We start from the raw sequence: 26,185 nt of genomic DNA, 5'->3' as shown, positions 1-26,185 counted from the left end.
CGTCGAGGCGATGATTGACGAGTACATCGACAAGTACAACATGCCACACCGCCTCAAGCGCGCCTATGACGCCTTGACCCGCACCATCGAAGTCGGCCTGAACGAAGCCGAACTGATCGAGCAGATTGGTCAAAGCAAGCGACAACTCGAACAGCTCAACGAAGAGATTCAGGCACTACGGCAACGCCAGGAAAAGGGCTTCGATACAGCGGCCTACAAAGACAAGCTGGAGCGGGAGGGGCGAGCACTGCCTCAGCAGACAGTAGATAAGCTCGTTGAATTACAGGGAAGCTTTATTCCGCTTCTTCAGGGCTTGAAAAAAGAATTTTCCGATGATAAAGCAAAGCCGCATGTTGCCAAAGAAAAGCTTCAAGAGGCGGAAAAAAACCTAAAGTTCGAGCATGACAAGCTAATTAACGAGTACGAAAAGCTTTTTGTTACAACCCAAGAAGCCATTCGTAACGACCTACACAATGAGTATCAACGTTATATTTCCGATTTATTCGAAGGTGTTGAAAGCTTAAATCTTCCGATATTAGAGGGAGTTAAACAATCTGCTTCAAACATCTCACTCAACCTATCACTAGAGCAGAAGGATGTAAAGGAAGACCGTAGAAGGGTAAGTGTCAGCAAATGGTACAACCCCTTTAGCTGGGGAAAAACAGAGTTACGTAGTTTCGGGGAGTATGTCGATCTAAACGAGGCATGGACAGAACGGGCCACCCGAGTTAACGGGTCATTTAATGACCTTATTGAGAAAGCTAGCGAACATATTGAAGAAAGCAACAACCGTCTTATCGAACAATTCACGGCATTCATGACTCGTAAGTTTTCTCATAAGTTTGATGAATTATTGAAGGATTTACAGAGGAAAACAAATGATCGTGAAGCGCGCGAACGTGCCTTCATGGCGGCTAAAGAGCAACATGCTTGGCTTGTAGATTTTAGAACCCGGCTTGACAAGACCTTGTCCATATCGACTGAGGGCGAGGAATAACAATGGATTCGCTAGAGCTAGAAAAGGCCAGAAAATCCTACCTTGATTCACTCCAAGATTCTCGGGTGACACCTGAACTGCTGCGGGAGATGCTAGTCGAGCTAGAGAAGAAAGTACCTGCGCTATACCAACCAGGGAGCGGCGAAAATGGCGTAGACCCAGATCCTCTGAACTGGAGTGCCGAATACTTTAGCCGGCATCGGACTCTGGCTAGGCAGAACTTCTCTCGCGAGCGGATAGAGCACTTGCTAGACGTTCGAGCACACCTACGTGCACAGAAGGTAAAAGGCTTTGTACCCAAAACTGAGGTATACGATTCTCGAACAGAAAGCGCTGATGGCATGGCTTCACACTATATCCCATCCGACAACCTGCAGAAATTTGTCAAGGAAGGAGAGCTAAACACCATCCGAGCTGCACTGATGATGGAGTTGCACGATAACAGTCAAACTAGCGCTGATTTAAGGAACGCAATAGACTGGACCAAGAAGAAAGTTCCCGAGTTATTTAAAGTCTATACACAAAAGGCTTTTGCCCGAAAAATAGATACTGATAAAAGCCAATGGTCAAGCGACTATTACAACAAGCAAGTGGTTTACCTGGAGCATAATTTCTCCGAAAAGCGCTTTCTACATGTCATTGATGTACGCGAACGACTACGCCAACAGAACGTGGAAGGCTTCGTCCCCTTGCCTCCAAAGCCACGCACCAGTCAACCACAGAGCAGCCAGTCTCCCCCCGGTGGTGACTCACCCTCCCGGCCTGAGCACAATCCGGTATTCAAGACCGCGCTGATGGTGGGGGGTGCCGTCGCCGCCCTGGCGATACTCCTGATTGCCCTGATGAAATGAATTTAGGTGGACAGAACCGATGAGCGATACCCCTTCAAAACCACTGGCCGTTCGAGAGCTTCAGGAAAATGCTGCCCTTTCCCTGGCAGCTTCCCAAACCCTGATCAACCGTAGCTACCTGGCGGAACTTGGGCAGTACCCGGTGCAAGCGACGGAGACGTCCGAGGCGCCGTTCAGCCGCGCCGCCGATATGCGGCTCTTCCATATCGAACGCATCGTTCAGGCCAACAAGCAGTCCGTACTGGAGAGCACGACGGCGGCCTATACCGCACTGGGAGCCGCCGGATATACGGTTTTCATGCTGCTGAATTCCGATGGCCAGCAAACCGAGCTTTACCTCGGTACTCGTGGCGAGCCGGGCAAAATGCTGGGCCTTAATTCAGGCGAATTGTTGCGCGAAACCTTCAAGGGGCATTTCCCAGGTAGTGCTTTGCGCCCTCTGCCTTTGAAAGAGACCAATCAGTTGCTCGATGCGGTGCAGGAGCAGCGGGATAACCCTTCCGCCTGCGTCACATCCGTGACAGGCGTTCCCGCGCTTTCCACCGATAACCGCGAACACTTCATGCAGGGACTGGAGCGTTTCATTGATGCCGCCGAAGGCCGCGCCTATCAAGCGCTTATCCTGGCCGAACCGATTTCCTCGCAAAATCTCGATCTGATTCGCGCAGGTTATGAGCAGGTGGCGACGCAGCTTTCCCCACTGCTAAAGCAGCAGTTGTCGTTCGGCGAACAGGAAAGCGATAGCGTCGGCCTGAACATCAGCAAGAGCCTGAGCGAATCGTTGGGCACAAGCCTGGGGCTGACCGAGACCAAGGGCACGACGGAGACTAAGGGAACATCCACAACGGAAACGACTGGCAGTTCCGTGTCTTTAAGCTCGCAAACGGCGCTCTCAAAGGGAGCTGCGGCGATATTGCCCGCGGCAGGAGCCAGTCTGGGAGCGGCTGGTGGACCTCTCGGCGTCATGATTGGCACCCAACTGGGAAATACAGTGGCGGGGTTGCTCAACGAACAAAAAACCACGGGGACGAACCATTCGACGGCCTATGGCACGAACGAGAGCCATAGTACCAACCAAAGCACCGCCACCTCCCAAACCACCTCGTCCACTCAGACCACGGGCGTTACCGATAGTCGTTCGCTAAACAAGACATTCGGGTCGAGCAAGCAGGTTTCGATTGAGGCCACCGATAAGAGTATCGAGCAGCTACTGCGTAGAATCGACCACCATCTGGAGCGTATCGACGAAGCCAAGACCTACGGTGGATGGAACTCCGCAGCCTACTTCATTGGCGATAGCCAGGCGTCTTCTGAATCGTTGGCCAGTATTTTTTTGGGGTTGATTCGGGGCAGCAAATCTAGCCATGAAGATTTCGCCTTGAGTACCTGGAACTCAAAGGACAAGAAAAACATCATCGACTGGCTGGCAACCTTCCGTCATCCCCAGCTCAAGACGAACTTCTCGAAACAGATTCCTATCACCTACCTGACGCCCGCCACGTTGGTATCAGGCAAGGAGCTGGCGATTCAACTGAGCTTGCCGCGCAGCTCTACTTCAACGGTTTCAGTGGTAACGACAGAAACCTTTGGTCGCAAGGTTCAGCGCCTGGACGACACGCCAGACGATACCGATGCGGAGAGAAGCCTGACCTTGGGGAAACTGCGCCATCTGTGGGAAAACCTGCCCCAGAACATCTCGCTGAACCTCGACCACCTGAGCAGCCATGTTTTCGTCAGTGGCTCTACCGGCTCAGGCAAAAGCAATACGCTCTACGGCATGCTGGGGCAGATCAGCGCGGCCGATATCCCTTTCCTGGTCATCGAACCGGCCAAGGGCGAGTACAAGAATGTCTTCGGTCATGTACCTGGCGTTCGCGTGTTCGGTACCAACCCACACTATACCGAACTGCTCAAGATCAACCCGTTCCGCTTCCCTTCCGGCATCCATGTGCTGGAGCACATCGATCGTTTGGTCGAGATCTTCAATATCTGCTGGCCCATGTATGCGGCCATGCCCGTAGTGCTCAAAGATGCGGTGCTAACAGCCTATCGAGATTGCGGTTGGAACCTTGATGACTCCACCAACCGTCATGGTCACGACGTTTTCCCCACCTTTATCGATCTGCTTCATACGTTGGAACGAGTCATCGAGGATTCGGCTTATTCACAAGAACTCAAGGGCAACTACATTGGCTCGCTTTCCACACGTGTCAAGTCTCTCACCAACGGGATGAACGGGCAGATTTTCACTAATGACGAGGTTGGCGACGAAGCGATGTTCGACAGTCGCGTCATTGTCGATCTCAGCCGTGTCGGTTCTTCCGAAACCAAGGCGCTCATCATGGGGCTTTTGGTCATGCGCTTGAGTGAATATCGCATGACGCAGGGAGGCATGAACCAACCGTTGCGCCATGTAACGGTACTGGAGGAGGCCCACAACATACTTCGCCACAGCCCGGACAGTGGTAGCGAAGGGGCAGGCGTTGCCGCCAAGGCTGTTGAAATGCTGACCAATGCCATTGCCGAGATGCGCACTTATGGCGAAGGTTTCATTATTGTCGACCAATCACCTAACGCCGTTGATATCGCCGCCATTCGTAATACCAATACAAAAATCATCCTGCGCCTGCCCGAAGAGGCTGACCGGCGCTTGATAGGCAAATCCGTAGCCTTGCGTGACGAACAGCTCGACGAGATCGCCAAACTGCCCAAGGGCGTTGCCGTTGTCTATCAGAATGACTGGTTGGAGCCGGTGCTCTGCCAAGTCAACAAGTTTTCTGGAGATGAAGCGCTTTATCGTAAACCGCAAGAAGCAACACAATTCAACCGTAAGCGTTTTAATAAGGAAGCATTGAAGCTCATCCTCAGAGAACGTATCCAGAGTGATATCAACCTTCCTATCATAGAGCAAGGACTGGCTGACCCAGCATTGGACCATCACGTAGGGAAACAGCTAAGAACAGAGTTAGACGAGTATAAAAACAATACGAAGAGCACAAAAGAAACACTCGAGAGCTTCTCTCTAGCTGCCCGAAAAGTGGTACACCTGCTGGAATGTCATAACCTGATAAGCCAGATCACCAAGCACCCACTTCCTCCAGGCCGGCTTGCTGATAAACTCGACAGCATGGTAAGCACACTTGTTGGTGACATACCAACTGAGCTACGCCTCTCAATTCAACAATGTCTTCTAAACGACACGGTTCAACAGAACCATAAGTGTAGAAAAATGTATGCTGAATGGCGCAACCATATCGAACACAGGGGCTTCTGATGGAATTCAGCACATCATTTTTGCCTAAAGAAACACCATTTACCTCTCCCTCTTCCATGGAGGCTGGTGAACTACCCAGCTTAGAGGATTTGAACAAACCCATAACCTTTTTCTCTTCTGAGGGGAATGTCGATACGTCAGACCTGGATGAAAAAATAGTCCTCTCGCCTTCTTATACGGAAGTGACAACCCAATATTTTTCCGCAGAAGGAAGATATTTACCAGAAACGGGAGGCAAATGGAGCGGGGAAAGAGGAAACTCTGACTGGATGCCTGATGGCGACATCATTCCCAAAAAACACAATCCAGAAGGAATGACATGGCAGCAGATCATGGATAAGCTTGGTTTTGGTGCCATTCCTTTTGAAGAGGGAGAACCAGATTTTGAGTCAGTTAGTGAAGCGACCGTAGAGATAGATGACTTTACACCTGACAGGAATGCCAACTTCACTCAGGCTGACGAGGCCTGTGCCAAGCAGTGGACGGAGAAAGATGAAAATGGCAAGGTCTGGACTCCAGCGGACGTAAAAGCCTATCGTAAAGAGAACAGCTTAAGCTGGCATGAACGCAGCGACCAGAAAACCATGGATCTTGTACCCTCAATAGTTCATGGAAACATTCCACACTCTGGCGGCATTTCAGAAGCAAAGAAGGGGATTGCATAAATGACTAAAGATGCCAACACCATTACTCTTGATGATCCTATATTTGGAAAAATGGCGTACAAGCACTCTTGGTATAGGAAACAAAGAACCCACTGGTGGAAGAACGCTGGCCTGGATGTTCAAATTACAGCTCATGCCTATAGCGGAGAAGGCATTTCTGACCAGCAACGAGCAGCCTTCTCCGAATATCAAAAAATAATCGAAGATGTTATTAAAACATCAATCCCTAATGTTGTCGAACATATAAAAACCAATTACAACAAAACCTATACCAAAGAAGAAATCTTCGACGCACTCACACCACGCAATGTCTTATTCATGGAGAATGGTGACTGGGGAGTCCTGTTTGATGCAGATATCGATATTGAGCATGGAATAGCCATATACAAGGAAAAGGGAACATTTAAAGTCGGCTCTCAGGATGAATTTTTATAAAGTAGCCAGTCGCCATGACTACTTTACATTGTCACTGACTCACTCCACCACCGGATAGCACGCATCGCCCCATAGGGCATGCGGGTTATCCATCATTACTGTAATCACCAGTGGAACAAGCTGGCTCATGAGTTTGACGCAATCGCGTAGCTGATCACGATTGACGGCGCCATTCCAGGTGGCACCTCCATGAATCAGTTGGTTGCGCAAGGTGTAGATACGGTTGAAGACGACGCCGAGCAGTTCAGGGGTATTGCCGTTGGCAAGCGCTTGGTGGGCACGCCGCTTGCCCTCCGTGAAGCGTTTCTGCCATTCGGCCTCGTCTATCTTGCCACTATGGAAATCCCAGAAACTCTGGAAAACATAAGGATTATCCAGCAGCACCCGAATGGCGCCTGGGAATGTCTGCCAGACTAGATTGGAAAGGCATTGGCTGGTGTCGAGATCGCAGAGCTTTTTCAAGAACTCCCTGAATGTCGCCTGTTCGGAAAGACGGTAGCGCTCGTCGATTTCCGTGGCATAGGCGGCATTGAAGGCGATCCACAAGAAAATGAAACGTCCGTCGTCATCCTCGAACTGTTCGGCGCGGTTGAGCCAGCTCAATGCACGATGCAATCGCAGGCTGAGATTCACGGGCTGGCTATCTCGTTCCTGGCGGTGGCGCTGTTTCAGGGTCGCGTATTGCATGTGACGTTCCTTCACGGAGAGTCACACAACGATATCAAACAATAGGCGACAAGGCGGCTTTTCGAGGCTTTGAATGGAGCGATTCGCGCGACACAGCTTGCCGCCCTGTGCTGGCATAGTGGCTATTGAACCGGCAAATAGCGCGTAAAATCTCCCACTCTGACATTCAAGCAGGTAACGAGGAAGCCGAATGAGCCAGGCCAATTCACCTTTGGTCAACTTCTATCGAGGAGAATCTCCAGACCATAAGGGACGCTACATCGAAGTTATCTGGGCAATGTCACCCTTTTGGCTGGAACATACCCATGACTATATTCAGTGGCTGTTTCCGATTCCAGAGGCGGGGCGTTTCAATGGCTTCGCGCCGCTGCTGGGAGAGAGGGAGCGGGCCGCCTTCGCTGCTGACGAAGTACTTCGGGCCAACCAGCACAGCTCGTTAGATGTGATGCTGGCGTTCTTCGGGCTGACTCGCCGGGAGCTCATCATTGAGGCGCTGCCCGAACTCAACATGCGCAAGCATATCTGGCTGAAACGGGGCGGCCACAACCATCTGCGTATCTCGCGGATCATCCGCAGCCTGCACCTCTGCCATCAGCCATCCTTGGCCCAGGCCCTTCAGTCAGCCGTAATCAAGATCGGTACGGAACAGGGCATCGTTTCGGATACATCTATTCAATACTGGGCAAGAGCGCATGAAGCATAGGTAGCACTATCACTTTTCTCCCGGCATACCGGCAATGATGGTAAAGCCATAGAACCCTACGCTTGGTATGCCCTCGACCAGACTATCTCGTCGCTTCGAAGTCATGACCGGCCTTCCCAATGACTGATAATAACTAAAGTAACAGGTCTCAGTCTCATTGCTGTAGGCAGAGGCTTCAAGATGATTCACGATATTATGATGGGTTGTAACAGAGAGATCCTGCCATTTAGGGATCTCGTCTTGCAATTTTTTACTATCAATATGCAGGTAAATAGCCATAGGGAGTTTAACTACTTTCTTTTTCAGCGCCTTTCCCAAACTGGTCGTATCAAGCTCTCGTAGCTGCTTAACGGCCTTCCTCCATGGACGGACCAAGCGCTGCGTTGGAGAACCTTCCTGTTCCATAAAGCGGGCATTGGCTGAAGCCCTGATGACTTTCAGTTCGACAAGAAAGCTCGTGCTTCGATAATCGAAAATGATATCTACTCGCCCCTTGCCATTCTCGCCTTCTGATTCCCTGGCTACCTGAACTTCAGTCGCCACATGACCAACTTCCGATTCGAACTCTCTGATTAGTGCCTTGACCAACAATCCGTATAATTCACGTTCATTGGGAATCCGTGTATTTCCAATAAACTCCCGTGTATCTTCTTCATTGAAAACGTCTCCCAAGGCACTGCATAACCTCACCATCATGTCACGTGTAACGCGTGCCCCTCGCTCCCTATCCGGGTTGCTGTAATACAGCGTCTTGGATTCATATTGGGTGACTTTCACTTATCACTCTCCATATAGGCTTTAAACACTACCACCGACGATCTGAATGGATCGATTCAAGCGACACAGCTTGTCGCCCTGCGCTGGCATAGTGGCTATCGAATCGGCAACCAGAACGGAAAATCATGCCTATCCCTGCCAAGCCAATCCATTTCTCTTGCCCTGCCTGCGAGTGGGAGAAAATCACCCTGCCTTCCAGTGATGTTCTCGTGCCGGGCCGGAGCTGGTTCCGCCAGTGTCCGCAGTGCGAGCATGATCAATTGGACTCCAGGCCGGCAACGCTGAGGGAAAGATGGCAGCTTGGCATCGAGTGGCTTTCTTCATCCCATCATGGTTAGGCCGTATCGGTTGATGGTTGCCTAAAACCCCGAAGACGCTGGAGATCACCATGAATAAACGTTTGTGCCTTTCGTTCCTGTTGTTCTGCGCCATGATTGCGGCAGGCCGCTCAGCCACCGCCGGCACCTACGAGTGGACCTCCGGCTGGGGTATGGGCGTGAGTGAGCACCTGGTGGATGACGGCAATGGCAACGAGTTGAACGTTTCCTGCCCAGACTACGCGGAAGACGGCTATGTCAGTGCCTACGCCACCATTCATGGCAAGTCATATAGTTCGGAGGATGAGGGGTTCGATGTAATCGTCGATGGCGAGACCTACACCAACCCTTTCTATACCGACTGCCACGTTTGCGGTGCCAATTTCCCCGCTTTCTGGGAAGTGCTGCGCAAGGCCAATCGGTTACAGATTTCCGCTGAAGGCAGCAAGGTCACTTTGCCAACCAAGAATATTGCTGCCGTTCTCAAGCCCCTGGACAGTCCCGAAAATAGCTGTCGTTCCGCCTGGTAGCGGTGTTTCCAACGTCTGACCGGCACGTTTCGAACCAGTTTGCCAATGACAGTGCATACGCTTGTCGACCTAACCAAGGAAAAACCTATGCTCAAGAACATTCTCGCCGCTATCGGGCTGGCCGTGGTCGCCAAGGCGGCCTATGAACATTACCGTGAATACAGCGAACTCAAGCGCGAGAGAACGACTCGTGGCGACACATCCGAAGCGGAAATGTGACCAGTGCAAGCTGGAAGCCAAGCTCAAACCACGTCCACTTATCAAATCAAACGATTTGGTTTTTGCTTTTGGCCTTTCTTGCGGCTTCAAGCTTATGGCTTACAGCTTCGGGCGAAGCCCGGTTCAGATCCGATAAACGCTTTTCGTCATGACCTTCGACACCAGCCGCATGCCCCACTTCACCGGTAGCGGGAAGCGGCTGCCGCCGGATTCCAGCGCCCAGCGTTCGTGCTGCGCTTCGTCGATAGACATCTGCTCCAGTACCGCCCGCGAGCGCTTGTCGTCGATCGGCAGCTTGCGCAGATGCGACTCGAGATGGCGACCCACCTGCTCCTCGGTGGCGGCGACGAAGCCGAGACTGACACGGTCGCCGATCGCGCCGGCCAGCGCGCCCAGCCCGAAGGAGGCGGCGTAGAACGCGGGGTTGAGATAGCTGGTGCGGCTGTCGAGTTCCTGCAAGCGCTGGTCGCACCATGCCAGGTGATCGATCTCCTCCGCGGCGGCTTCTTCCATGCGCTCGCGGGTCTCGGTCAATTTCGCCGTCAGGCCCTGGCCCTGATAGAGCGCCTGCGCGCAGACCTCGCCGGTATGGTTGATGCGCATCAACCCCGCGACCTGTCGACGCTGCTCCTCGTCGAGAAAGCTTTCGGGTTGCACGTTGGCCGGGGATGGGCGACTCGGCTGGGCCGCCTTGGGTACCAGCGTGCGCAGCACGGTATCGAACTGATGGATCAGATTGTCGGCACGGGAAATCTGGCGTGTCATCGGAGTCTCCTGGCGGTCTGGCAACTGAACAAGGTCGGTCACTGTCGAGTGGGCCGGCGCGCGTTGCGCCGTTGCCCTCAGCCCGGCGGCCACTGCATCCGGCGCCCGCCCAGCAGATGCATGTGGATATGATAGACCGACTGCCCGCCCGCTTCGTTGCAGTTCATCACCACGCGGTAGCCGTCCTCGGCGAATCCGAGCTGCCTGGCCAGCTTGGCGGCGGTGTACTGCAGCCGACCGATCAGCGCCAGGTCTTCTTCCTCGATGTCGTTGAGGGTGGCGATCGGCTTCTTGGGGATGATCAGAATGTGCGTGGGTGCCTTGGGGTCGATGTCGTTGAAGGCCAGTACCTCGTCGTCTTCGTAGACAATGTCTGCCGGTATCTCGCGATCGATGATCTTGCTGAAAAGTGTCGGCTCCATGAGAACTCCTGATATCGAAATGATGTCCCGGCCTCAGCGAAAGCGTCGCTGGGCCAGCAGCTGTCGTACCTGCGGCGCGAGGATCAGATCCATCGCCAGCGACAGTCGCGCGCCGGGCACGACCAGCGTGTTGGGGCGACTCATGAAGGCATCATGAATCATGGTGACCAGATAGGGGAAGTCGACGGCCGCCGGGTCGCGGAAGCGGATGACCACGAAGGATTCGCCATCGTTGGGTACGTCCTGAAGCTCGAACGGGTTGGAGGTATCGACCGTCGGCACGCGCTGGAAGTTGATGTGCGTACGGGAGAGCTGGGGCTGGATATAGCGCACGTAGTCGTGCATGCGGCCCAGAATCGTGTCGATGACCGCCTCCTGGGAGTAGCCCCGCAGCTTGGTATCGCGATCGATCTTCTGCAGCCATTCGAGATTGATCGTCGGCGCCACGCCGATCAGCATGTCGACGTGGCGGGCGATGTCGACCTCGTGGGTCACCAGGCCACCATGAAGCCCCTCGTAGAGCATCAGGTCGGTGCCGCTGGGGATTGGCTGCCAGTCGGTGAAGGTGCCGACCTGCCAGCCCGCCTCGATCATGCGCTTGTCTTCGGCATGAATGTAGTGGCGGTAGGTCCCTTTGCCGCTCTCGCCGTACTCCTGAAACAGCGCGTCGAGCCGGTCGAGCAGGTTGGCGTTGACCGAGAAGTGAGAAAGCTCGGCCTTGCGCTCCGGCTCGGTCTGCAGAATCTGCGCCAGCTCCGCCCGCGAGTAGCGATGGAAGGCATCGCCGTCGATGAACGCGGCGTGCACGTCCTCGCGGGCGAACATGCGCTCGAACGTTCGCTTGACCGTGGTGGTACCGGCTCCCGACGAGCCGGTTACCGCGATGATCGGAAATTCACGCGACATGCGATGCCTCTCTGTTTCGCCAAACTCGCTTTCGCCAAACCCGCTTTCGCCAAACCCGCTTTCGCCAGATCCGCTCTCGCCAGATCAGCGCGCTGCCGCGGCCATTCGACGTGGCCCCGCAATAGCTCGACAGATCGAGCCGGCGATTGGCCGGTCGTTGGCGCATCGCACGCTGCATGGCGGGTTTCCTTGTCTCTATGACGCCCGATCGTTCAGGACGACTGACGTTCTCGGGCAATGGCGCGATGGGCGATGTCGCGACGATATTCGGCGCCGTCCCAGCGGACCATCTCGAGCCCGGCATAGGCCTGCGACGTCGCCGCGCCGACCGTGTTGCCGAGAGCGGTCACACATAGCACGCGCCCGCCGCTGGTGACGACGCGACCATCGTCGCTCATGCGGGTACCGGCGTGGAACACCTTGCAGCCGGCCGCGTCCGCCGCGTCGAGCCCGGTGACCTCGTCACCCTTGCGATAGCTGCCGGGATAGCCTTTCGCCGCCAGCACCACGCCCACGGCGGCACGGGAATCCCATTCGCACTCGACCTGATCGAGACGCCGTTCCAGCGCGGCCTGGCACAGCGCCACCAGATCGCTCTTCAGCCGCATCAGGATCGGCTGGGTTTCCGGATCGCCGAAACGACAGTTGTACTCGATCACTCTAGGGGCGCCGTCGGCATCGATCATCAGCCCGGCGTAGAGGAAGCCGGTATAGGGGTGGCCTTCGGCGGCCATGCCCCGCACCGTGGGCAGGATCACATCATCCATGATGCGTCGATGAACGCTATCGGTGACCACCGGCGCCGGCGAGTAAGCGCCCATGCCACCGGTGTTGGGCCCGGTATCGCCGTCGCCGGCGCGCTTGTGATCCTGGCTGGTGGCCATCGGCAGCACGTGCTCGCCATCGACCATGACGATGAAGCTGGCCTCCTCGCCCTCGAGGAAATCCTCGATCACGACCCGCGCTCCGGCATCGCCGAAGGCGTTGTCCTCGAGCATGTCACGAATCGCCGCTTCGGCCTCGGCTTCGGCCATCGCCACGACCACGCCCTTGCCCGCGGCCAGCCCGTCGGCCTTGATCACGATCGGAGCGCCCTTCCGCCCGAGGTAGGCCAGCGCGGATTCGACCTCGCTGAACGTCTGGTAGTCGGCGGACGGAATCGCGTGGCGTGCCAGGAAGTCCTTGGTGAATGCCTTGGAGCCCTCGAGCTGCGCGGCGCCCTCGGTCGGGCCGAAGATGGCCAGCCCCGCTGCCTGGAACGCGTCGACGACGCCGGCGACGAGCGGCGCTTCCGGCCCGACGATCGTCAGATCGACGGCGTTGTCACGCGCGAAGACGATCAGCGCTTCGCTGTCCATGACATCGATGGCAACGTTGGTCAGCCCCGGCTCCCGCGCGGTGCCGGCATTGCCCGGTGCCACGAAAACCGTCTCGACCTGCGGTGATTGTGCCGCTTTCCATGCCAGCGCATGTTCGCGCCCGCCCCCGCCAATGATCAGAACCTTCATCGCTAACCTTCTTCTGTCGAGCCTTGATTGGCTGAGTGAGTGGCTGAGTGAGAGAGTGAACGGGCATTATGTCAGAAAGGTGTCCTGCTCGCCGCTGTGTTCGGCATCCCGCTGGCCCTGGGCGGCTATATTCGCGTGCTATGTTCGCGTGCGCCGTTCAGGCAGAATGGCCGCCTGCCCGACTCCCTGTTGCCATGCGCTGAACCGCCATCTCCATGAACCTGATTCTGCTCCAGCCCGAAGATTGGGCGAACAACACTCACGCCTGTCTCCGTGATCCGCGCCGCCTGCACCATCTCCGCGAAGTCCACCGCGCCGCGCCGGGAGACTGCCTGACCGTGGGCGCCCTAAACGGCCTGATCGGCCGCGGCGAGCTGCTGTCGTTGACCGATACCGAAGCACAGTTCCGGGTCACGCTCGATCGCGAGCCGCCGGCGCCGCTGCCTGTTCATCTGCTGCTGGCACTGCCGAGGCCGCGCATGCTGGCGCGAACGCTGGAGCACGTCTCGGCGCTGGGGGTCAAACGCTTGACGCTGATGCATACCCGCCGCGTCGAGAAGAGCTATTGGCAATCTCCCGAGCTGAAGCCGGAAAAGATCCGCCAGCACCTGCTGCTCGGGCTGGAGCAGGCCCGTGATACCCGGCTGCCGGAGATCGCGTTCGAAACCCGTTTCAAGCCGTTCGCGGAAGATCGACTGCCAGCCATGCTCGCGGATCATCGCGGTTTGCTGGCCCACCCCGGGCTGGCTCAGGCCTGCCCGCGCGGCATCAGCGATGCCACATTGCTGGCCATCGGTCCGGAAGGCGGTTTCGTCGATTACGAGGTGGAGAAGTTTCTCGAACTGGGCTTCGAGGGGATCCATCTGGGAGAGCGCATCCTGCGCGTCGAGACGGCCGTGACGGCGCTGCTGTCTCGACTGTTCTGAGCCGGCTGCCGGCCCGATGGCGCGGCGTGACGGCTGGGCCGAGAGCGCCCGCGCGCGTCAGAACATTCATGCACGCGTCAAAAATCCGTGGCCGGCTTCGGTAACTCCTCGGGCAGGCGGCGCTGCCAGTCAGCCAGGTCGCGGATGAGTTCGATATTCAGAAAGCGCCGCAGCGTCGTGCCCAGGTTGGTGAGCAGCTGCGCCGTCGCGGCATCCAGGGTGGGCCTGGCCCCGCTGTTGCCGGCGTCTTGCACCCACAGCAGCAGAGGCACGGCAGGGCCAGCGCTCGAGGCAACCGGTGCCAGCGTCCGCTTCACCCGCCGGTAGAGATCGGCCACGTCGACCTGCGCGGCATCGACCCACAGCACCCAGGCCCGCACAGTCGCCGACGCGGCCTGAGCTTCCAGCGTGACCTGCCAGCGCCGGCCCGCAGGAGCTGGTAGTTGCGCCAGCGCCTGCATCAGCCCCTCGTCGTCCGGTTCGCCGATCACCCCCAGCGGCACGGAACCGGGAGCAGCCCAGGCGCGCAGCCCTGCCGCCTGATCGGTCATGCCGCCTGCACCCGATCACTGGCGTCGAACCCCATCAGGGCGTCATGGGCGCTCAGCGTATCCATCAGCGCTTCCATCAGCGCTTTGGGCCGACGACCGCAACGGCGCTGGGCGATACCGGAAAGCCGTGCGCGAACGTCCATCGCCCAGCCCGCATCTTCCGCACTCAAGCGCACCGCCAGCGCCGCCAGCGTCGAGGCCAGCTGCCAGCGCTGCTCCCGATCTTTCACCAGTCCGCGCTCCTGCATTGCCTGATCGGCCTGCCGGGTCAGCCCGGGCAGGGTCTCGACCATGACCGCCGGGGGCAGGCGCGATGCGATATCGAGCCCCGCCTGGCTGCTGCTCAGCCAGTAACGTCTGGCCAGCCTGCGGCCATCGTCGGCGTCGCGAATTTCGCCGTACCACGCCACCACCGGCAGGCTGTAGGCATCCTGGCGCCGCTGGCTGACGCTCGTTTCCAGCCGCGTCAGGTGAAGAGTGGCGGCACGCCCCTGGTGGCGCAGGGGTTGCGGCTCGACGGCTTCGCCCAGCGTCATCGCCCGGGACAGCGGCAGCCATTCGCCGGCATGACGAATCCGGCGCGCGCCGGTCACGGCCGCCAGCCAGCCGCGCCCGGCGGCCTCGAAACGTTCGAGGTCGGCGACGGCCGGCAGTTGCGCCAGCAGATGCCAGCCCGCGCCGAGATCGTCGGCCCAGCGAAACTGTTCGGCACTGCCCGCGGGGAGCCGGTGTCGCGGCCAGGTCAGCGGTTGGGGCATGCCGTGATGATCCAGCGACACCAGCGGCATTGCCTGTTCGGCGCCACTGACGCTGGAGGTCTTGGACCAGTAGAGCGCGTGGGGCACATCCGCCGCGGACAGCAGGCTCTGCTGGGTGGCGCCCGCCATGAGCCGGGCGAACTCGTCGCTCCCGGCTTGCGTCGAGCGCTTGGCACGGCGCCAGATCTGCTCGAGCAGCGTCATGCCCAGGTTGTGCTGTCTCAAGGTATCGAGCGTCGTGACCAGGGCATCGCGCTGGCGCAGAACGCCGCGCGAAAGCGCCTGCTGTCGCGCCTGCTGCGGAGGCACCGTGGCCGCCGCCTCGCTGACGAAAGGCGAATCGCCGGCCAGTGCCAGCGCCTCGTCGAGCAGGGCGTCGGCATCGACGAGCTCGAGATCTTCCGGCACGCGCTGGCCCCGGGAGACGTAGCAGAGCCTGAGCCGATGGCGAATGACCACGTCCAGCACGTTCCCCAATCGCGCCGCTTCGTCGAGCTTGGTCAGAATACAGCCCCACAGCGGCTCTCCCGCCTCCTGCGAGGCCTGCTGCCAGGCCTCGATGACCTGGGCCAGGGTGTCGCCGTGACTGGCCGCGTTGAGTACCAGCACCCGTCGAGCCGGCGCCGGGCCGGCTCCCAGACGCGCGATCTCGCCCACCAGACGCTGGTCCCGCTGGCTCATGCCCACCGTGTCGATAACCGTGAGCTTCTTGCCGCCGCTGCGTGACAGCAGCGCCCGGCGCGGTTGGGTCAGACGCGTGAGCAGGTCGCCGAGGTTGCCGTTTTCCTCGAGCGCATGGACTTCCGAGCCCAGCAGCCGGGCGTAGATGCGCAGTTGCTCGGCCGCGCCGATACGGTAGCTATCCGTCGTCACCAGCGCGACGTCCTTCGGGCCGTGGCGCATCACGTAGCGGGAGGCCAGCTTGGCGGTGGTGGTGGTCTTGCCGACGCCGGTGGGGCCAACCAGGGCAAACACGCCGCCGCTCTCGAACAGGGCTTCCTCGTCATCCAGCAGCAACAGGCGAGCGCGCAGCTGGCGCACGAGCCAGGCCTTCGCGGCAGGGGACTTCGGTTGTTCGTCGCGCAGCTCTTCCGGCGGATCCTGAATGACCTCGTCGGCGAGCGAAGCGCTGAAACCGGCCTGGATCAGGCGCTGGCGCAATGCGGCCGTCAACGATGCCGAGTCGCTCTGCGAGGAAGCCGTGCCCTCGCGAAGCATGGCGCGCACGTCCTCCAGCAGCTGGCGGTTCAGCGCCTGCAGCGTTTCCAGGGTCGGATTGGGGGCCGGCGCCGGCGCTTCCGCAGCGGGAGCTTCCGCCGCCGGCGACTCGAGGCTGGAGAGCGTCTGCTCATGCTCCTGCTCGGGCATGGCGATGATCTCGACGCCACCCTCGACGGAACGGTTGGAAAGGATCAGTACCTGATCCCCCAGCGCCGCCCTCACCTGACGCATGGCTTCGCGGCTATTGCTGGCAGTAAAACGTTGGACGCCCATGACTTCCTCGATGATTCGAGGCAGTCTGCCGCTCTACCGCTGACCGCCTCTGGAGTTTCGCGCCCACAGTCTGCCAGTCGGCAGATCGCGGGCATGGGTTGGAATGGCCATCAAACCGGCGCCAATTCGAGGGCTGACCGGACAGCCAGACAGCGAGCCCTGCCGGACCCGCACTTGGAGCAGCGCTTGCTTCCGGCTCAGCCTTCCGTGCCGGTTCAGCTCTCGGTCAGGCGCCGGATCAGCGACTGCGTGGGGTAACCGTCCGGAATGACACCGATGCTGCGCTGGTAGTCGCGCAATCCGGCACGGGTATTGGGGCCGACCAGGCCATCCGGCGTGCCGACATCGAAGCCGTGGTCATTGAGCCCCTGCTGCATGCGCCGAATGCGATCGCGTGACAAGGCCGGCTCTTCGCGCGGCCACTCGCCCTGAATGCCTGGCCGTCCGGCCAGTCGATCCGACAGCGTCGCCACCGCCAGCGCGTAGCTGGTGGAGGCGTTGTAGCGCATGATCACGCGGAAGTTGTGGCCGACCAGGAACGCCGGCCCCTTGGCGCCGGCGGGCGCGATGACCGAGGCCTGATCGAAGTCCGGCAGCGGGCTGCCGTCGAGACGCTTTACCCCCTGGGTTTGCCACGCCCGGGCGTCGTGGCGTACCGACAGCTCGGTCTGCGAATAGTCGAAGTCGTCCGGCAATGTGACTTCGACGCCCCAGGGCTGCCCCCGCTGCCATCCGGAAGCCTCGAGATAGTTGGCGGTCGACGCCATCACGTCGGGAATGCTGCCCCAGATATCGCGACGGCCGTCGCCATCTTCATCCACTGCGTAGGCCAGGAAACTGCTCGGGATGAACTGGGTATGACCCATCGCCCCGGCCCAGGAACCCCGCATGCGATCGCGGTCGATATCGCCGTTCTGCAGGATCTTGAGCGCGGCCATCAGCTCGCCGCGCGCGAACGACTGGCGGCGGCCATCGAACCCCAGCGTCGACAGCGCGTCGATGGTCTCGAAGTTGCCGAAGTTGCTGCCGTAATTGCTCTCGATTCCCCAGATGGCGACGATCACCTCCCCCGGTACGCCATACTGCTGCGCCACCTGATCCGCCGTAGCGCGATGTTCGGCAAGACGTTCGCGGCCGGTGGAGACACGCTGCGCCGAGACGGCACTGTCGAGATAGCTCCAGATCTGGCGGGTGAACTCGGGCTGGGAGCGGTCGTACTCGAGGATGCGGGGCTGATAGCTGACCGGGTCGAACGCCTCGGCCAGGGTTGCCTGGTCGATACCTTCGGCGGCGGCCCGCTGCCGGACATTGGCCACCCAGGCGTCGAACGCCGCCGGATCCTTCGGCGTCTCCGGGCTTGCGTTCGCGTCAGCATCAGCGGTGGCCTCGGCACGCTCGGCAGCGTTGTCCGCAGCATCAGCCGAGCCCGAGGAGGCCGACTCCGGGGTGGCGGAAGACGACGATGACGAGGCCTCTCCGGCCACGGCGCCGCTCGCGCTCGCGGCGTTCGACGCAGTATTCGTATCGGCAACGCTCTGACATCCCAGAAGCGCTAGACAAAGACAGAGCGAGAGTGTGGCAGGAGCCTTGACCGGCAGTGAACGCTTCACGAAGCACATCCTTAATGCTGAATATCCTGTATGTCGGCGTGGATACGCCAACCAAATTGCTCCCGCAGTGTAGCGTATCCCGCCGCCCCGGAAACCTCGAACGGTGATCGCCCCGACACCCGGATACACCGAAGGAAGCGCCAGGCTCACGGCCCGAATCCCTCTTTTCGACGCCCTCCGGCGACTCTGCCCAGGTGACCTTCTCCGGTACCGCCCCCTATGGCTAGGGGCATATCGGCGTGGTAAAGTCGGTTCAACGCTGTCGCCCGATTCTCATAAATCATCAATACTTTCAATAATTTCGCGTATCGCAAATTATGATCGGGCGCTTTCTGAAGGGAGGAGAGACACCATGCCGGGCCACATGCCTAGCCAGCTGTCGCTGACATGCGCGACCTGTCGTATTGGTGCCCAGACTCGTATCGGTGCCCGGGCTCTGCCGTCCCGTGCCAGCACGATCACGACCCTGAACCAGACCCCCGCCTGGATGCTGGCGCCTCGCGGCGTGCGCCGCCCCTATCTGACCGATCCGCCCCAGCGTCTCTGATCCGGCGACGAGTCCCGTGGCGCCATGCGCGCCGCTATTGCGGGATCGCCGCTCGCCGTCGTCTCTTGCCCGCGAACACAAGCATGTCACGCGGGGAAGATCCCTACCGCACCGACTCTCTGCCATAGTCTCGCGACCTACGCTCGTGCGGCTGGCAACATCGCTTACACTGGAGCGAGATACGGTCGCGGACCGATCGCGATGAACGCGAGAACGAAGCTCGAACCCACCGGAACGTCGCCCTGCGCCGGACCGATGATCGAGCCTCCCTGATCCAAGAATAGAGCGACGATTTCATGTCACTGCCGCTGATCGTTCTACTGCCGCTACTGGGCAGCCTGGTACCGTTGCTGAGCAACAACCGGCAACGCACGCTCAACGCCTGGTCCACCGCGCTGCTCCCTGCGATCGCGCTGGGCATCGTCATTGCGCATGCGCCTGGAGTGATCTCCGGCGAGGTGTATCACTTCAGCATGAGCTGGGTGCCGCAACTGGGGCTCGATCTGGCGTTCCGGCTTGACGGGCTCTCGCTGCTGTTTTTGCTGCTGATCCTGGGCATCGGGCTGCTGATCATTCTGTATTCCCGCTACTATCTGTCGCCGGACGACAGCATGCCTCGGTTCTACGCCTACCTGATGCTGTTCATGACCTCCATGATCGGCATCGTCATGGCCGACAACCTGCTGCTGCTGTGGGTGTTCTGGGAATTGACCAGCCTGTCGTCGTTTCTGTTGATCGGCTACTGGTACCAGCAGAGCGAGGCACGACGCGGCGCCCGCATGGCCTTGGCCGTCACCGGCATGGGCGGGCTGGCGATGTTGGCCGGTTTCCTGCTGATCGGCCATATCGTCGGGACCTTCGACATGCAGACGGTGCTCGACAGCCGTGATCTGATCCAGGCCGATCCGCGCTATCTGCCGGCACTGCTGCTGGTGCTGCTGGGCGCCTTCACCAAGTCGGCGCAGTTTCCGTTCCATTTCTGGCTGCCCCACGCCATGGCAGCGCCGACGCCGGTCTCGGCATTCCTGCACTCCGCCACGATGGTCAAGGCCGGGGTCTTCCTGCTCGCGCGCATGCATCCGGCACTGGCCGGCTCGCAGCTCTGGCTTTATATCGTCACCCTGACCGGGCTGGTGACGATGATCTACGCCGCCTATTTCGCGCTGCTCAAGTACGATCTCAAGGGCGTGCTGGCATTTTCCACCGTCAGCCATCTGGGCATGATTACCATGCTGTTCGGGCTGGACAGCAAGATGGCGGTGGCGGCCGGGCTGTTTCATATTCTCAACCATGCCATGTTCAAGGCGACGCTGTTCATGTCGGCGGGCATCGTCGATCACGAGACCGGTTCGCGAGACATCCGCAAGCTGAGCGGCCTGCGACGCAGCATGCCGATGACGGCGGCACTGGCCGGTCTCGCCGCGGCTTCCATGGCCGGCGTTCCCCTGCTCAACGGCTTCATATCGAAGGAGATGATGCTGACCGAGACGCTGGAAACCGGGATCCTCGGCGGCCTGGCCTGGCTGATCCCGGTGCTCGCGACCCTTGGCAGCGTGTTGTCGGTGGCCTATTCGCTGCGTTACGTGCGCAACGTCTTCTTCGGCCCGGAAGCGCAGGAGCTGCCCAAGACACCTCACGAAGCGCCTTTCCTGATGCGCCTGCCGATGCTGCTGATGGTCGCGCTGTGCGTCGCGATCGGCCTGCTGCCCGCGTTGATCGTCACCGGGCTGCTCGACGCTGCCGCACAGGTCACGATTCTGCCGCCGAGACCGGAGCTGCACCTGGCGATCTGGCACGGCTTCAATCTGCCCCTGCTGATGAGTGTCATCGCCCTGGCCGGCGGGGTCGGCATCTACGCCGTACGTCGCAAGCTGTTCGCCTTCCAGCGCCAGTTCCCGCAGCGCAACGCCTTGATGATCTTCGAACACAACGTCCGCAGCCTGCTGCAGTGGACCCAGAAAGCGATCGATCGCTTCGAGAACGGCTCGCTGCAGCGCTATATGCTGTGGTTGATCATCGCCGTGCTGTTCCTCACCGGCAGCGGCCTGCTGGACCTTACCCAGTTGCGCGGGCCGCGCCAGCTCCAGGCGCTCGATGGCCTGCTGATCGCGGGCGCGTTGATCACCATTCTGGCGGGCCTGGGCACGGCGGTACTGCATCGCCGACGTCTGGTCTCGCTGATGATGCTGTCGGTGGTGGGGCTGATGGTTTCGCTGGCCTTTGCCCGCTTCTCGGCCCCCGATCTCGCCCTGACCCAGCTGGCGGTCGAGGTGGTGACGGTCATCCTGCTGATGCTGGCGCTGTTCTTCCTGCCCCAGCGCACGCCCAAGGAGTCCAGCGGCGCGCGCGTGGTCCGCGATGTTCTGCTGGCGGCGGGCTTCGGCGGCATCGTCGCGAGCCTCAACTACGCAATGCTGACGCGACCGCTGGACACCATTTCCGGCTTCTTCCTGGAGAACAGTGTCAGTGGCGGCGGCGGCCACAACGTGGTCAACGTCATCCTGGTCGATTTCCGCGGCTTCGATACGCTGGGCGAGATCACGGTGCTGTGCATCGCCGCCATCGGTATCTACAAGCTGCTAAACCGCCTGCGTCTGTTCATGCCCTCGAGCGACAGCGAAGGGCGCCCCTGGTCCCGGGATCTGCATCCCATGCTGCTGGGTACGGTATCGCAGAGTCTGCTGCCGCTGGCGCTGCTGGTGTCGGTGTTCATCTTCCTGCGGGGTCACAACGAACCCGGTGGTGGCTTCATCGCCGGCCTGGTGACGGCCGTGGCCTTGATCCTGCTGTATATCGCCCGCGGGGTCGACTGGACCCAGCAGCGGATGTCGTTCCAGTACCAGCCGATCGCCGTGGTCGGTGTCGCCATCGCCGCGCTGACCGGACTCGGCAGCTGGGCCTTCGGCCACAACTTCCTGACCTCTGCCTTCGGGCACTTCTCGATTCCCTATATCGGCGAGATCGAGCTCGCCACGGCGATGCTGTTCGACCTCGGCGTCTATCTCACCGTCGTCGGCGCCACGCTGATGATTCTGGCCAATCTGGGCAAGTTGACGACACGGCACCGTCCCAGCAAAGAGAATGAAAAGGAGACCGTCTGATGGAAGCGCTCTTTGCCACCGTAACCGGTTTCCTGGCCGCCAGCGGGCTCTACCTGGCGCTGCGTGGCCGCACCTTCCCCGTGGTCGTGGGGCTGACGCTGCTCTCCTACGCGGTCAACCTGTTCCTTTTTTCCACCGGCGGCCTGACAACCAATGGCGCGGCGGTGATTCGTGACGGCGTCGATTATTACGCCGACCCGCTGCCACAGGCCCTGGTGCTGACGGCCATCGTGATCGGCTTCGCCATGACCGCGTTCTCGGTGATCCTGGCGATGCGCGTGCGCGGCGACCTGGGCAGCGATCAGGTCAACGACCAGCGTGGCGAAGAGTCGAAGGAGGACAAGTCGTGATGCATCATCTGATCATCCTTCCGATCCTTCTGCCGCTGTTGAGCGGCCTGCTGATGCTGGTCAAGCGGGACTCGGCCGTACTGCCTCGTCGGGCGATCGCCCTGGTCAGCACGGCGCTGCTGCTGGCGGTCAGTGCCATGCTGGTGGTCCAGAGCGACAGCGGTGACATCACCTACTACGCCCTGGGCGACTGGCAGCCGCCGTTCGGTATCGTGCTGGTACTCGATCGACTCTCCGCGTTGATGGTGTGCCTGACCAGCTTCTTGGCGCTAGGCAGCGTGGCTTACGCCTGTGCCGGCGACGATCGCAAGGGCAGCAATTTTCACGGCCTGTTCCAGCTCCAGTTGATGGGGATCAACGGCGCCTTCCTGACCGGCGACATCTTCAATCTGTTCGTCTTCTTCGAAGTGCTGCTGATCGCCTCCTACTCGCTGCTGATGCACGGCGGCGGCAAGGAGCGCACCCAGGCGGGATTCCATTACGTGGCGCTCAACCTGGCAGGCTCGGCGATGTTTCTGATCGCGCTCGGGGTGCTCTACGGCACGACCGGCACGCTCAACATGGCCGACATGTCTCAGAAGGTGGCCGCGCTCGACCCGGATCGTCTTGGTCTGCTCAAGGCGGGGGCGTTTCTGCTGCTGGTGGTGTTCGGGCTGAAGGCGGCGATTCTGCCGCTCTACTTCTGGTTGCCGCGGGCCTACAGCAGCGCACCAGCGCCCGTCGCCGCCCTGTTCGCGATCATGACCAAGGTAGGGATCTACGCCATTCTGCGGGTCTACACGTTGATCTTCGGTGACAGCGCAGGCGAGCTCGCCAATTTCGTTCAGCCCTGGCTCTGGTGGTTCGCGCTGGCGACGCTGGCCCTCGGCGGGCTGGGCGTCCTATCGGCGCGGGATCTGCGCAATCAGGTAGCCTATCTGCTGCTGATCTCGGTAGGCACGCTGCTGGTCGGCGTCAGCATGAATCGCGAGGCGCCCATTGCCGCCCTGCTCTACTACATGATCCACACCACGCTGGTCAGCGGCGGCCTGTTCCTGCTGTCCGATGCGATCGGTGAACAGCGCGGCAAGGCCGGGGCGCGTATCGTGCCCGGCCGGGGCGTCACCCAGCCGGCGCTGCTGGGCCTGTTCTACTTCGTCGGTGCGGCGACCATCATCGGGCTGCCGCCGTTCTCGGGTGCCATCGGCAAGGCATTGCTGCTCGATTCGGCCCTGCCGAGCGAACAGCCATGGCTGTGGTCGCTGTTGCTGCTGTCGAGCCTCGCCGGTCTCGTCGCCATGGCGCGCAGCGGCTCCACCGTCTTCTGGAAGGCCGGCCGCGGCGACAACGACGGCCCCAGGCTGAAAACGGCGATGCTGGCGGGCCTGATCCTGCTGCTCGGCGCCTCGCCGATACTCTCGATCCTGGCCGGGCCGATCACTCGCTTCACCGATGCCAGTGCTACGCAGCTGCTCGATCAAAGCGCCTACAGCGAGGCGATTCTCTCCCCGAACGTTACCGGAGGTGACTCATGATTCCTCCCATTCGCTGGCTGCCGATGCCGGTGCTGTCTCTGCTGCTGCTGGTCGTCTGGCTGTTGCTGCAGCAGAGCGTGGCGCTCGGGCAATGGATTCTCGGGGGCGTCCTGGCGATCCTGATTCCGGTGATCTGCCGACCGTTCTGGGAGCGCCAGCCGACCATCAAGCGTCCTCTGAAGCTGGTCGGCTACTTCTTTCGGGTACTGGGCGACATCGTGACCGCCAATCTGCAGGTCTCGAAATTGATCCTCGATCCCCGCGGCCGGATGCGCCCCGCCTTCGTGGAATATCCGCTGACGCTGAAGGAGAGCTTCCCGATCACCATCCTGGCCAGCACCATCACCATGACACCGGGTACCGTCTCGGCCCACCTGCGCCTGGATGGCAAGACCCTGCTCATTCATGCGCTGGACGTGGGCGATATCAACGCCCTGATCGACGACATTCACCAGCGCTACGAGCGCCCACTGCTGGAGATCTTCGAATCATGATCGATATGGCTCTGTGGATCGCGCTGGCGCTGTTCTGCGCCGCCGTCGTGCTCAATTTCTATCGTGCCGTGGTCGGGCCGAGCCTGCCGGATCGCATTCTGGCGGTGGATACCATGTACATGAACTCGATCGCTCTGATCGTGCTGTTCGGTATCTGGGTCGACAACAAGGACTACTTCGAGGCGGCGTTGCTGATCGCGATGCTCGGCTTCGTCAGCACCATCGCCGTCTGCAAGTACCTGCTTCGCGGCGACATCATCGAATAGGAGGGATGACGATGCTGAATACGGTCATCGAGGGCGTGATCGCCTTCATGCTGATCGCCGGGGGCGCGTTCGCCTTCATCGGCTCGCTGGGCCTGACGCACCTGAAGGATTTCTACATGCGTCTGCACGGCCCTTCGAAAACGACGACGCTGGGGGTCGGCTGTACCCTGATCGGTTCGCTGATCTATTTCAGCCAGGAAGACGGCCCGATCGTTCAGGAACTGCTGATCACGATCTTCGCGTTCATCACCGCGCCGGTGTCGGCACACATGCTGGCCAAGAGCGCCCTGCACCACAAGCTCAAACCGGATCCTCGCACCCGCGGCAATCCGGTCGAGCTGGAGAGCGAGAAACCCAAGCACACCATCGAGGAAGCTCCCCAGGGCGACTCTCCTCTCCCCTGAAGGCTCCTGAAAGGCACGCACCGCCTTTCCGAGACGGCGCGCGCCGTCGGCGTCACCAGCCGGCGGTGTGCTGTTCGACCAGCCTGGTCAGCATAGTCATGTGCTCCGGACGATCGTTGAGAGCGGGGATATAGCGATAGCGCCCGCCTCCGGCTTCCTGGAAGTAGTGACGATTCTCGGCGTCGATCTCCTCGAGCGTCTCGAGGCAGTCCGCCGCGAAGGCCGGGCTGATGACGTCGACGCATTCGGTCTTGTCCGCGCCCCATGCCTTCAGCGTCTCGTCGGTATAGGGCTTGAGCCATTCTTCACGCCCGAAGCGCGACTGGTAGCTCTGGAACCACTCGCCCTCGCCCAGTCCCAGCTCTTCCGCCAGCAGCCGGCTGGTCTTCTCGCAATGCCTGGCATAGGGATCGCCGTTGTCGACATAGCGCTTGGGGATGCCGTGATAGGACATCAGCAACCGGCCGCGGTCGCCGTTGGCCTCCCAGTGCTGGCGAACGCTGGCAGCGAGAGCCGAGATGTAGTCGGGGTGATCGTGATAGTCGCGCACGAAGCGCAGCTCCGGCAGGTGCGGGCAAGGGTCCAGCGCCTTGGCCAGCCGCTGGAATACGGCAGCGGTAGTGGTGCGCGAGAATTGCGGATAGAGCGGCAGCACCAGGATACGATCGACGCCGGATTCGCGCAGCTTGAGGCCGGCTTCCTCCATGCTCGGCTTGCCGTAGGTCATCGCCAGCTCGACCGGGATAGACTCGCCCATCTGGCTCGCCAGCCGCTCGCGTAGCGCTCGCTGCTGGCGGCGGCCGATCGCCAGCAATGGCGAGCCTTCCTCCTGCCATACCGACGCATAGGCCTTGGCGACCTTGGGCGGGCGGATGCGAAGAATGACGCCATGCAGAATCGGCCACCACAGCCAGCGCGGCGCATCGATGACCCGCGGATCGCCGAGAAACTCGCCAAGGTACTGCCTCACGGCCTTGGGCGTGGGTGCCTCGGGCGTTCCCAGATTGACCAGCAGCACTCCGAAACGGGCCGCCATAAAACCACTCCTTTCCCTGCCGACTTTGGACGAAATTCTACCACTGCCGCGTGAACCGGCCCGATCATCTTATACGAT

General features: G+C 60.1%; 25 protein-coding genes and 1 pseudogene. 16 read left to right on the top strand and 10 right to left on the bottom strand.

Annotated elements, in window-relative coordinates:
• The 5 genes and pseudogenes from DOM32_RS14335 to DOM32_RS14315 form a co-directional block, all read left to right on the top strand.
• Window positions 1-997 (top strand): annotated as a pseudogene (locus DOM32_RS14335) (hypothetical protein); the annotation flags it as partial.
• A gap of 2 nt (window positions 998-999) precedes the next feature.
• Window positions 1,000-1,848 carry a hypothetical protein gene (locus DOM32_RS14330; RefSeq protein ID WP_208625385.1) on the top strand — a complete coding sequence of 283 codons (849 nt, stop codon included), beginning with the start codon at window positions 1,000-1,002 and terminating at the stop codon, window positions 1,846-1,848.
• A 19-nt stretch (window positions 1,849-1,867) separates the two neighbouring features.
• Window positions 1,868-5,122 (top strand): ATP-binding protein, encoded by a 3,255-nt coding sequence (locus DOM32_RS14325; RefSeq protein WP_110635570.1) that lies wholly within the window; start codon window positions 1,868-1,870, stop codon window positions 5,120-5,122.
• A complete protein-coding gene (locus DOM32_RS14320) occupies window positions 5,122-5,787 on the top strand; it encodes an HNH endonuclease (protein ID WP_157957082.1) in 666 nt (221 codons plus the stop codon). The genes DOM32_RS14325 and DOM32_RS14320 overlap by 1 nt, the downstream gene beginning before the upstream one ends.
• Window positions 5,788-6,222: a DUF6985 domain-containing protein gene (locus tag DOM32_RS14315; protein ID WP_110635564.1), complete on the top strand. Its 435-nt coding sequence runs from the start codon at window positions 5,788-5,790 to the stop codon at window positions 6,220-6,222.
• A 39-nt stretch (window positions 6,223-6,261) separates the two neighbouring features.
• Here DOM32_RS14315 and DOM32_RS14310 read toward each other — a convergent pair whose 3' ends face one another.
• Window positions 6,262-6,909: a HEPN domain-containing protein gene (locus DOM32_RS14310; RefSeq protein ID WP_110635561.1), complete on the bottom strand. Its 648-nt coding sequence runs from the start codon at window positions 6,907-6,909 to the stop codon at window positions 6,262-6,264.
• Window positions 6,910-7,099: 190 nt separating this feature from the next.
• Between DOM32_RS14310 and DOM32_RS14305 the strand changes: the two genes are divergently transcribed.
• Window positions 7,100-7,612, top strand: a complete 513-nt coding sequence (locus tag DOM32_RS14305) for an opioid growth factor receptor-related protein (RefSeq protein WP_071231372.1) — start codon at window positions 7,100-7,102, stop codon at window positions 7,610-7,612.
• A 9-nt stretch (window positions 7,613-7,621) separates the two neighbouring features.
• On the opposite strand, the gene DOM32_RS14300 is transcribed toward DOM32_RS14305, so the two are convergent.
• Window positions 7,622-8,389: a hypothetical protein gene (locus DOM32_RS14300; RefSeq protein ID WP_110635558.1), complete on the bottom strand. Its 768-nt coding sequence runs from the start codon at window positions 8,387-8,389 to the stop codon at window positions 7,622-7,624.
• 388 nt (window positions 8,390-8,777) lie between these two features.
• Between DOM32_RS14300 and DOM32_RS14295 the strand changes: the two genes are divergently transcribed.
• Both DOM32_RS14295 and DOM32_RS18285 read left to right on the top strand, forming a co-directional pair.
• Entirely contained in the window at window positions 8,778-9,236 is a 459-nt protein-coding gene (locus DOM32_RS14295) for a hypothetical protein (RefSeq protein ID WP_071231370.1), read from the top strand.
• Between the two features lie 87 nt (window positions 9,237-9,323).
• Window positions 9,324-9,455 (top strand): hypothetical protein, encoded by a 132-nt coding sequence (locus DOM32_RS18285; RefSeq protein WP_277354971.1) that lies wholly within the window; start codon window positions 9,324-9,326, stop codon window positions 9,453-9,455.
• A gap of 123 nt (window positions 9,456-9,578) precedes the next feature.
• Here DOM32_RS18285 and coq7 read toward each other — a convergent pair whose 3' ends face one another.
• The 4 genes from coq7 to purD all read right to left on the bottom strand — a co-directional run bounded on the left by coq7 (window position 9,579) and on the right by purD (window position 13,056).
• A complete protein-coding gene (gene coq7, locus DOM32_RS14290; protein WP_110635555.1) occupies window positions 9,579-10,220 on the bottom strand; it encodes a 2-polyprenyl-3-methyl-6-methoxy-1,4-benzoquinone monooxygenase in 642 nt (213 codons plus the stop codon).
• A gap of 77 nt (window positions 10,221-10,297) precedes the next feature.
• Entirely contained in the window at window positions 10,298-10,642 is a 345-nt protein-coding gene (locus DOM32_RS14285; protein ID WP_110635552.1) for a histidine triad nucleotide-binding protein, read from the bottom strand.
• Between the two features lie 33 nt (window positions 10,643-10,675).
• A complete protein-coding gene (locus DOM32_RS14280; protein WP_071231367.1) occupies window positions 10,676-11,548 on the bottom strand; it encodes a phosphoribulokinase in 873 nt (290 codons plus the stop codon).
• A gap of 212 nt (window positions 11,549-11,760) precedes the next feature.
• The gene (purD, locus tag DOM32_RS14275; RefSeq protein WP_110635549.1) at window positions 11,761-13,056 is read right to left on the bottom strand and encodes a phosphoribosylamine--glycine ligase; all 1,296 of its coding nucleotides are present in this window, start codon (window positions 13,054-13,056) and stop codon (window positions 11,761-11,763) included.
• Window positions 13,057-13,271: 215 nt separating this feature from the next.
• Between purD and DOM32_RS14270 the strand changes: the two genes are divergently transcribed.
• The gene (locus DOM32_RS14270) at window positions 13,272-13,982 is read left to right on the top strand and encodes a 16S rRNA (uracil(1498)-N(3))-methyltransferase (protein ID WP_110635546.1); all 711 of its coding nucleotides are present in this window, start codon (window positions 13,272-13,274) and stop codon (window positions 13,980-13,982) included.
• Window positions 13,983-14,059: 77 nt separating this feature from the next.
• On the opposite strand, the gene DOM32_RS14265 is transcribed toward DOM32_RS14270, so the two are convergent.
• The 3 genes from DOM32_RS14265 to DOM32_RS14255 all read right to left on the bottom strand — a co-directional run bounded on the left by DOM32_RS14265 (window position 14,060) and on the right by DOM32_RS14255 (window position 18,395).
• On the bottom strand, window positions 14,060-14,533 hold the full coding sequence (locus DOM32_RS14265; RefSeq protein WP_110635543.1) for a hypothetical protein: 474 nt from the start codon (window positions 14,531-14,533) through the stop codon (window positions 14,060-14,062).
• Window positions 14,530-16,785 (bottom strand): flagellar biosynthesis GTPase FlhF, encoded by a 2,256-nt coding sequence (gene flhF / locus DOM32_RS14260; RefSeq protein WP_110635540.1) that lies wholly within the window; start codon window positions 16,783-16,785, stop codon window positions 14,530-14,532. Before flhF ends, DOM32_RS14265 begins: the two co-directional genes overlap by 4 nt.
• 215 nt (window positions 16,786-17,000) lie before the next feature.
• Window positions 17,001-18,395: a lytic murein transglycosylase gene (locus DOM32_RS14255; protein WP_244179936.1), complete on the bottom strand. Its 1,395-nt coding sequence runs from the start codon at window positions 18,393-18,395 to the stop codon at window positions 17,001-17,003.
• A 352-nt stretch (window positions 18,396-18,747) separates the two neighbouring features.
• On the opposite strand from DOM32_RS14255, the gene DOM32_RS14250 reads away from it, so the two are divergent.
• From DOM32_RS14250 to DOM32_RS14220, 7 genes are all read left to right on the top strand, one after another.
• Complete coding sequence (locus DOM32_RS14250) at window positions 18,748-18,942, top strand: hypothetical protein (protein ID WP_071231361.1); 195 nt, start codon at window positions 18,748-18,750, stop codon at window positions 18,940-18,942.
• A gap of 296 nt (window positions 18,943-19,238) precedes the next feature.
• Window positions 19,239-22,043: a monovalent cation/H+ antiporter subunit A gene (locus tag DOM32_RS14245; RefSeq protein ID WP_071231360.1), complete on the top strand. Its 2,805-nt coding sequence runs from the start codon at window positions 19,239-19,241 to the stop codon at window positions 22,041-22,043.
• A complete protein-coding gene (locus tag DOM32_RS14240) occupies window positions 22,043-22,393 on the top strand; it encodes a Na+/H+ antiporter subunit C (RefSeq protein WP_087718253.1) in 351 nt (116 codons plus the stop codon). The genes DOM32_RS14245 and DOM32_RS14240 overlap by 1 nt, the downstream gene beginning before the upstream one ends.
• Window positions 22,390-23,907, top strand: coding sequence for a monovalent cation/H+ antiporter subunit D (locus tag DOM32_RS14235; protein WP_110635534.1), 1,518 nt, complete (start codon window positions 22,390-22,392; stop codon window positions 23,905-23,907). Before DOM32_RS14240 ends, DOM32_RS14235 begins: the two co-directional genes overlap by 4 nt.
• Entirely contained in the window at window positions 23,904-24,401 is a 498-nt protein-coding gene (locus tag DOM32_RS14230) for a Na+/H+ antiporter subunit E (protein ID WP_071231357.1), read from the top strand. Before DOM32_RS14235 ends, DOM32_RS14230 begins: the two co-directional genes overlap by 4 nt.
• The gene (locus DOM32_RS14225) at window positions 24,398-24,667 is read left to right on the top strand and encodes a K+/H+ antiporter subunit F (RefSeq protein ID WP_071231356.1); all 270 of its coding nucleotides are present in this window, start codon (window positions 24,398-24,400) and stop codon (window positions 24,665-24,667) included. Before DOM32_RS14230 ends, DOM32_RS14225 begins: the two co-directional genes overlap by 4 nt.
• A 5-nt stretch (window positions 24,668-24,672) precedes the next feature.
• Window positions 24,673-25,071: a Na+/H+ antiporter subunit G gene (locus tag DOM32_RS14220; RefSeq protein WP_170835863.1), complete on the top strand. Its 399-nt coding sequence runs from the start codon at window positions 24,673-24,675 to the stop codon at window positions 25,069-25,071.
• A gap of 52 nt (window positions 25,072-25,123) precedes the next feature.
• Here DOM32_RS14220 and hemH read toward each other — a convergent pair whose 3' ends face one another.
• On the bottom strand, window positions 25,124-26,107 hold the full coding sequence (gene hemH, locus DOM32_RS14215; protein WP_071231355.1) for a ferrochelatase: 984 nt from the start codon (window positions 26,105-26,107) through the stop codon (window positions 25,124-25,126).
• Window positions 26,108-26,185: the final 78 nt, after the last annotated feature.

This window comes from Salinicola salarius (assembly GCF_003206135.1).
GTDB classification, from domain to species: domain Bacteria; phylum Pseudomonadota; class Gammaproteobacteria; order Pseudomonadales; family Halomonadaceae; genus Salinicola; species Salinicola salarius.
This window is presented reverse-complemented; position numbering and strand designations above follow the sequence as displayed.

Excerpts from the sequence above, each read along its gene's own strand:
- DOM32_RS14330 (WP_208625385.1), top strand. The coding sequence starts at position 1,000 with ATGGATTCGCTAGAGCTAGAAAAGGCCAGAAAATCCTACCTTGATTCA.
- DOM32_RS14325 (WP_110635570.1), top strand. The coding sequence starts at position 1,868 with ATGAGCGATACCCCTTCAAAACCACTGGCCGTTCGAGAGCTTCAGGAA.
- DOM32_RS14320 (WP_157957082.1), top strand. The coding sequence starts at position 5,122 with ATGGAATTCAGCACATCATTTTTGCCTAAAGAAACACCATTTACCTCT.
- DOM32_RS14315 (WP_110635564.1), top strand. The coding sequence starts at position 5,788 with ATGACTAAAGATGCCAACACCATTACTCTTGATGATCCTATATTTGGA.
- DOM32_RS14310 (WP_110635561.1), bottom strand. The coding sequence starts at position 6,909 with ATGCAATACGCGACCCTGAAACAGCGCCACCGCCAGGAACGAGATAGC.
- DOM32_RS14305 (WP_071231372.1), top strand. The coding sequence starts at position 7,100 with ATGAGCCAGGCCAATTCACCTTTGGTCAACTTCTATCGAGGAGAATCT.
- DOM32_RS14295 (WP_071231370.1), top strand. The coding sequence starts at position 8,778 with ATGAATAAACGTTTGTGCCTTTCGTTCCTGTTGTTCTGCGCCATGATT.
- DOM32_RS18285 (WP_277354971.1), top strand. The coding sequence starts at position 9,324 with ATGCTCAAGAACATTCTCGCCGCTATCGGGCTGGCCGTGGTCGCCAAG.
- coq7 (WP_110635555.1), bottom strand. The coding sequence starts at position 10,220 with ATGACACGCCAGATTTCCCGTGCCGACAATCTGATCCATCAGTTCGAT.
- DOM32_RS14285 (WP_110635552.1), bottom strand. The coding sequence starts at position 10,642 with ATGGAGCCGACACTTTTCAGCAAGATCATCGATCGCGAGATACCGGCA.
- DOM32_RS14280 (WP_071231367.1), bottom strand. The coding sequence starts at position 11,548 with ATGTCGCGTGAATTTCCGATCATCGCGGTAACCGGCTCGTCGGGAGCC.
- purD (WP_110635549.1), bottom strand. The coding sequence starts at position 13,056 with ATGAAGGTTCTGATCATTGGCGGGGGCGGGCGCGAACATGCGCTGGCA.
- DOM32_RS14270 (WP_110635546.1), top strand. The coding sequence starts at position 13,272 with ATGAACCTGATTCTGCTCCAGCCCGAAGATTGGGCGAACAACACTCAC.
- DOM32_RS14265 (WP_110635543.1), bottom strand. The coding sequence starts at position 14,533 with ATGACCGATCAGGCGGCAGGGCTGCGCGCCTGGGCTGCTCCCGGTTCC.
- flhF (WP_110635540.1), bottom strand. The coding sequence starts at position 16,785 with ATGGGCGTCCAACGTTTTACTGCCAGCAATAGCCGCGAAGCCATGCGT.
- DOM32_RS14250 (WP_071231361.1), top strand. The coding sequence starts at position 18,748 with ATGCCGGGCCACATGCCTAGCCAGCTGTCGCTGACATGCGCGACCTGT.
- DOM32_RS14245 (WP_071231360.1), top strand. The coding sequence starts at position 19,239 with ATGTCACTGCCGCTGATCGTTCTACTGCCGCTACTGGGCAGCCTGGTA.
- DOM32_RS14240 (WP_087718253.1), top strand. The coding sequence starts at position 22,043 with ATGGAAGCGCTCTTTGCCACCGTAACCGGTTTCCTGGCCGCCAGCGGG.
- DOM32_RS14230 (WP_071231357.1), top strand. The coding sequence starts at position 23,904 with ATGATTCCTCCCATTCGCTGGCTGCCGATGCCGGTGCTGTCTCTGCTG.
- DOM32_RS14225 (WP_071231356.1), top strand. The coding sequence starts at position 24,398 with ATGATCGATATGGCTCTGTGGATCGCGCTGGCGCTGTTCTGCGCCGCC.
- DOM32_RS14220 (WP_170835863.1), top strand. The coding sequence starts at position 24,673 with ATGACGATGCTGAATACGGTCATCGAGGGCGTGATCGCCTTCATGCTG.
- hemH (WP_071231355.1), bottom strand. The coding sequence starts at position 26,107 with ATGGCGGCCCGTTTCGGAGTGCTGCTGGTCAATCTGGGAACGCCCGAG.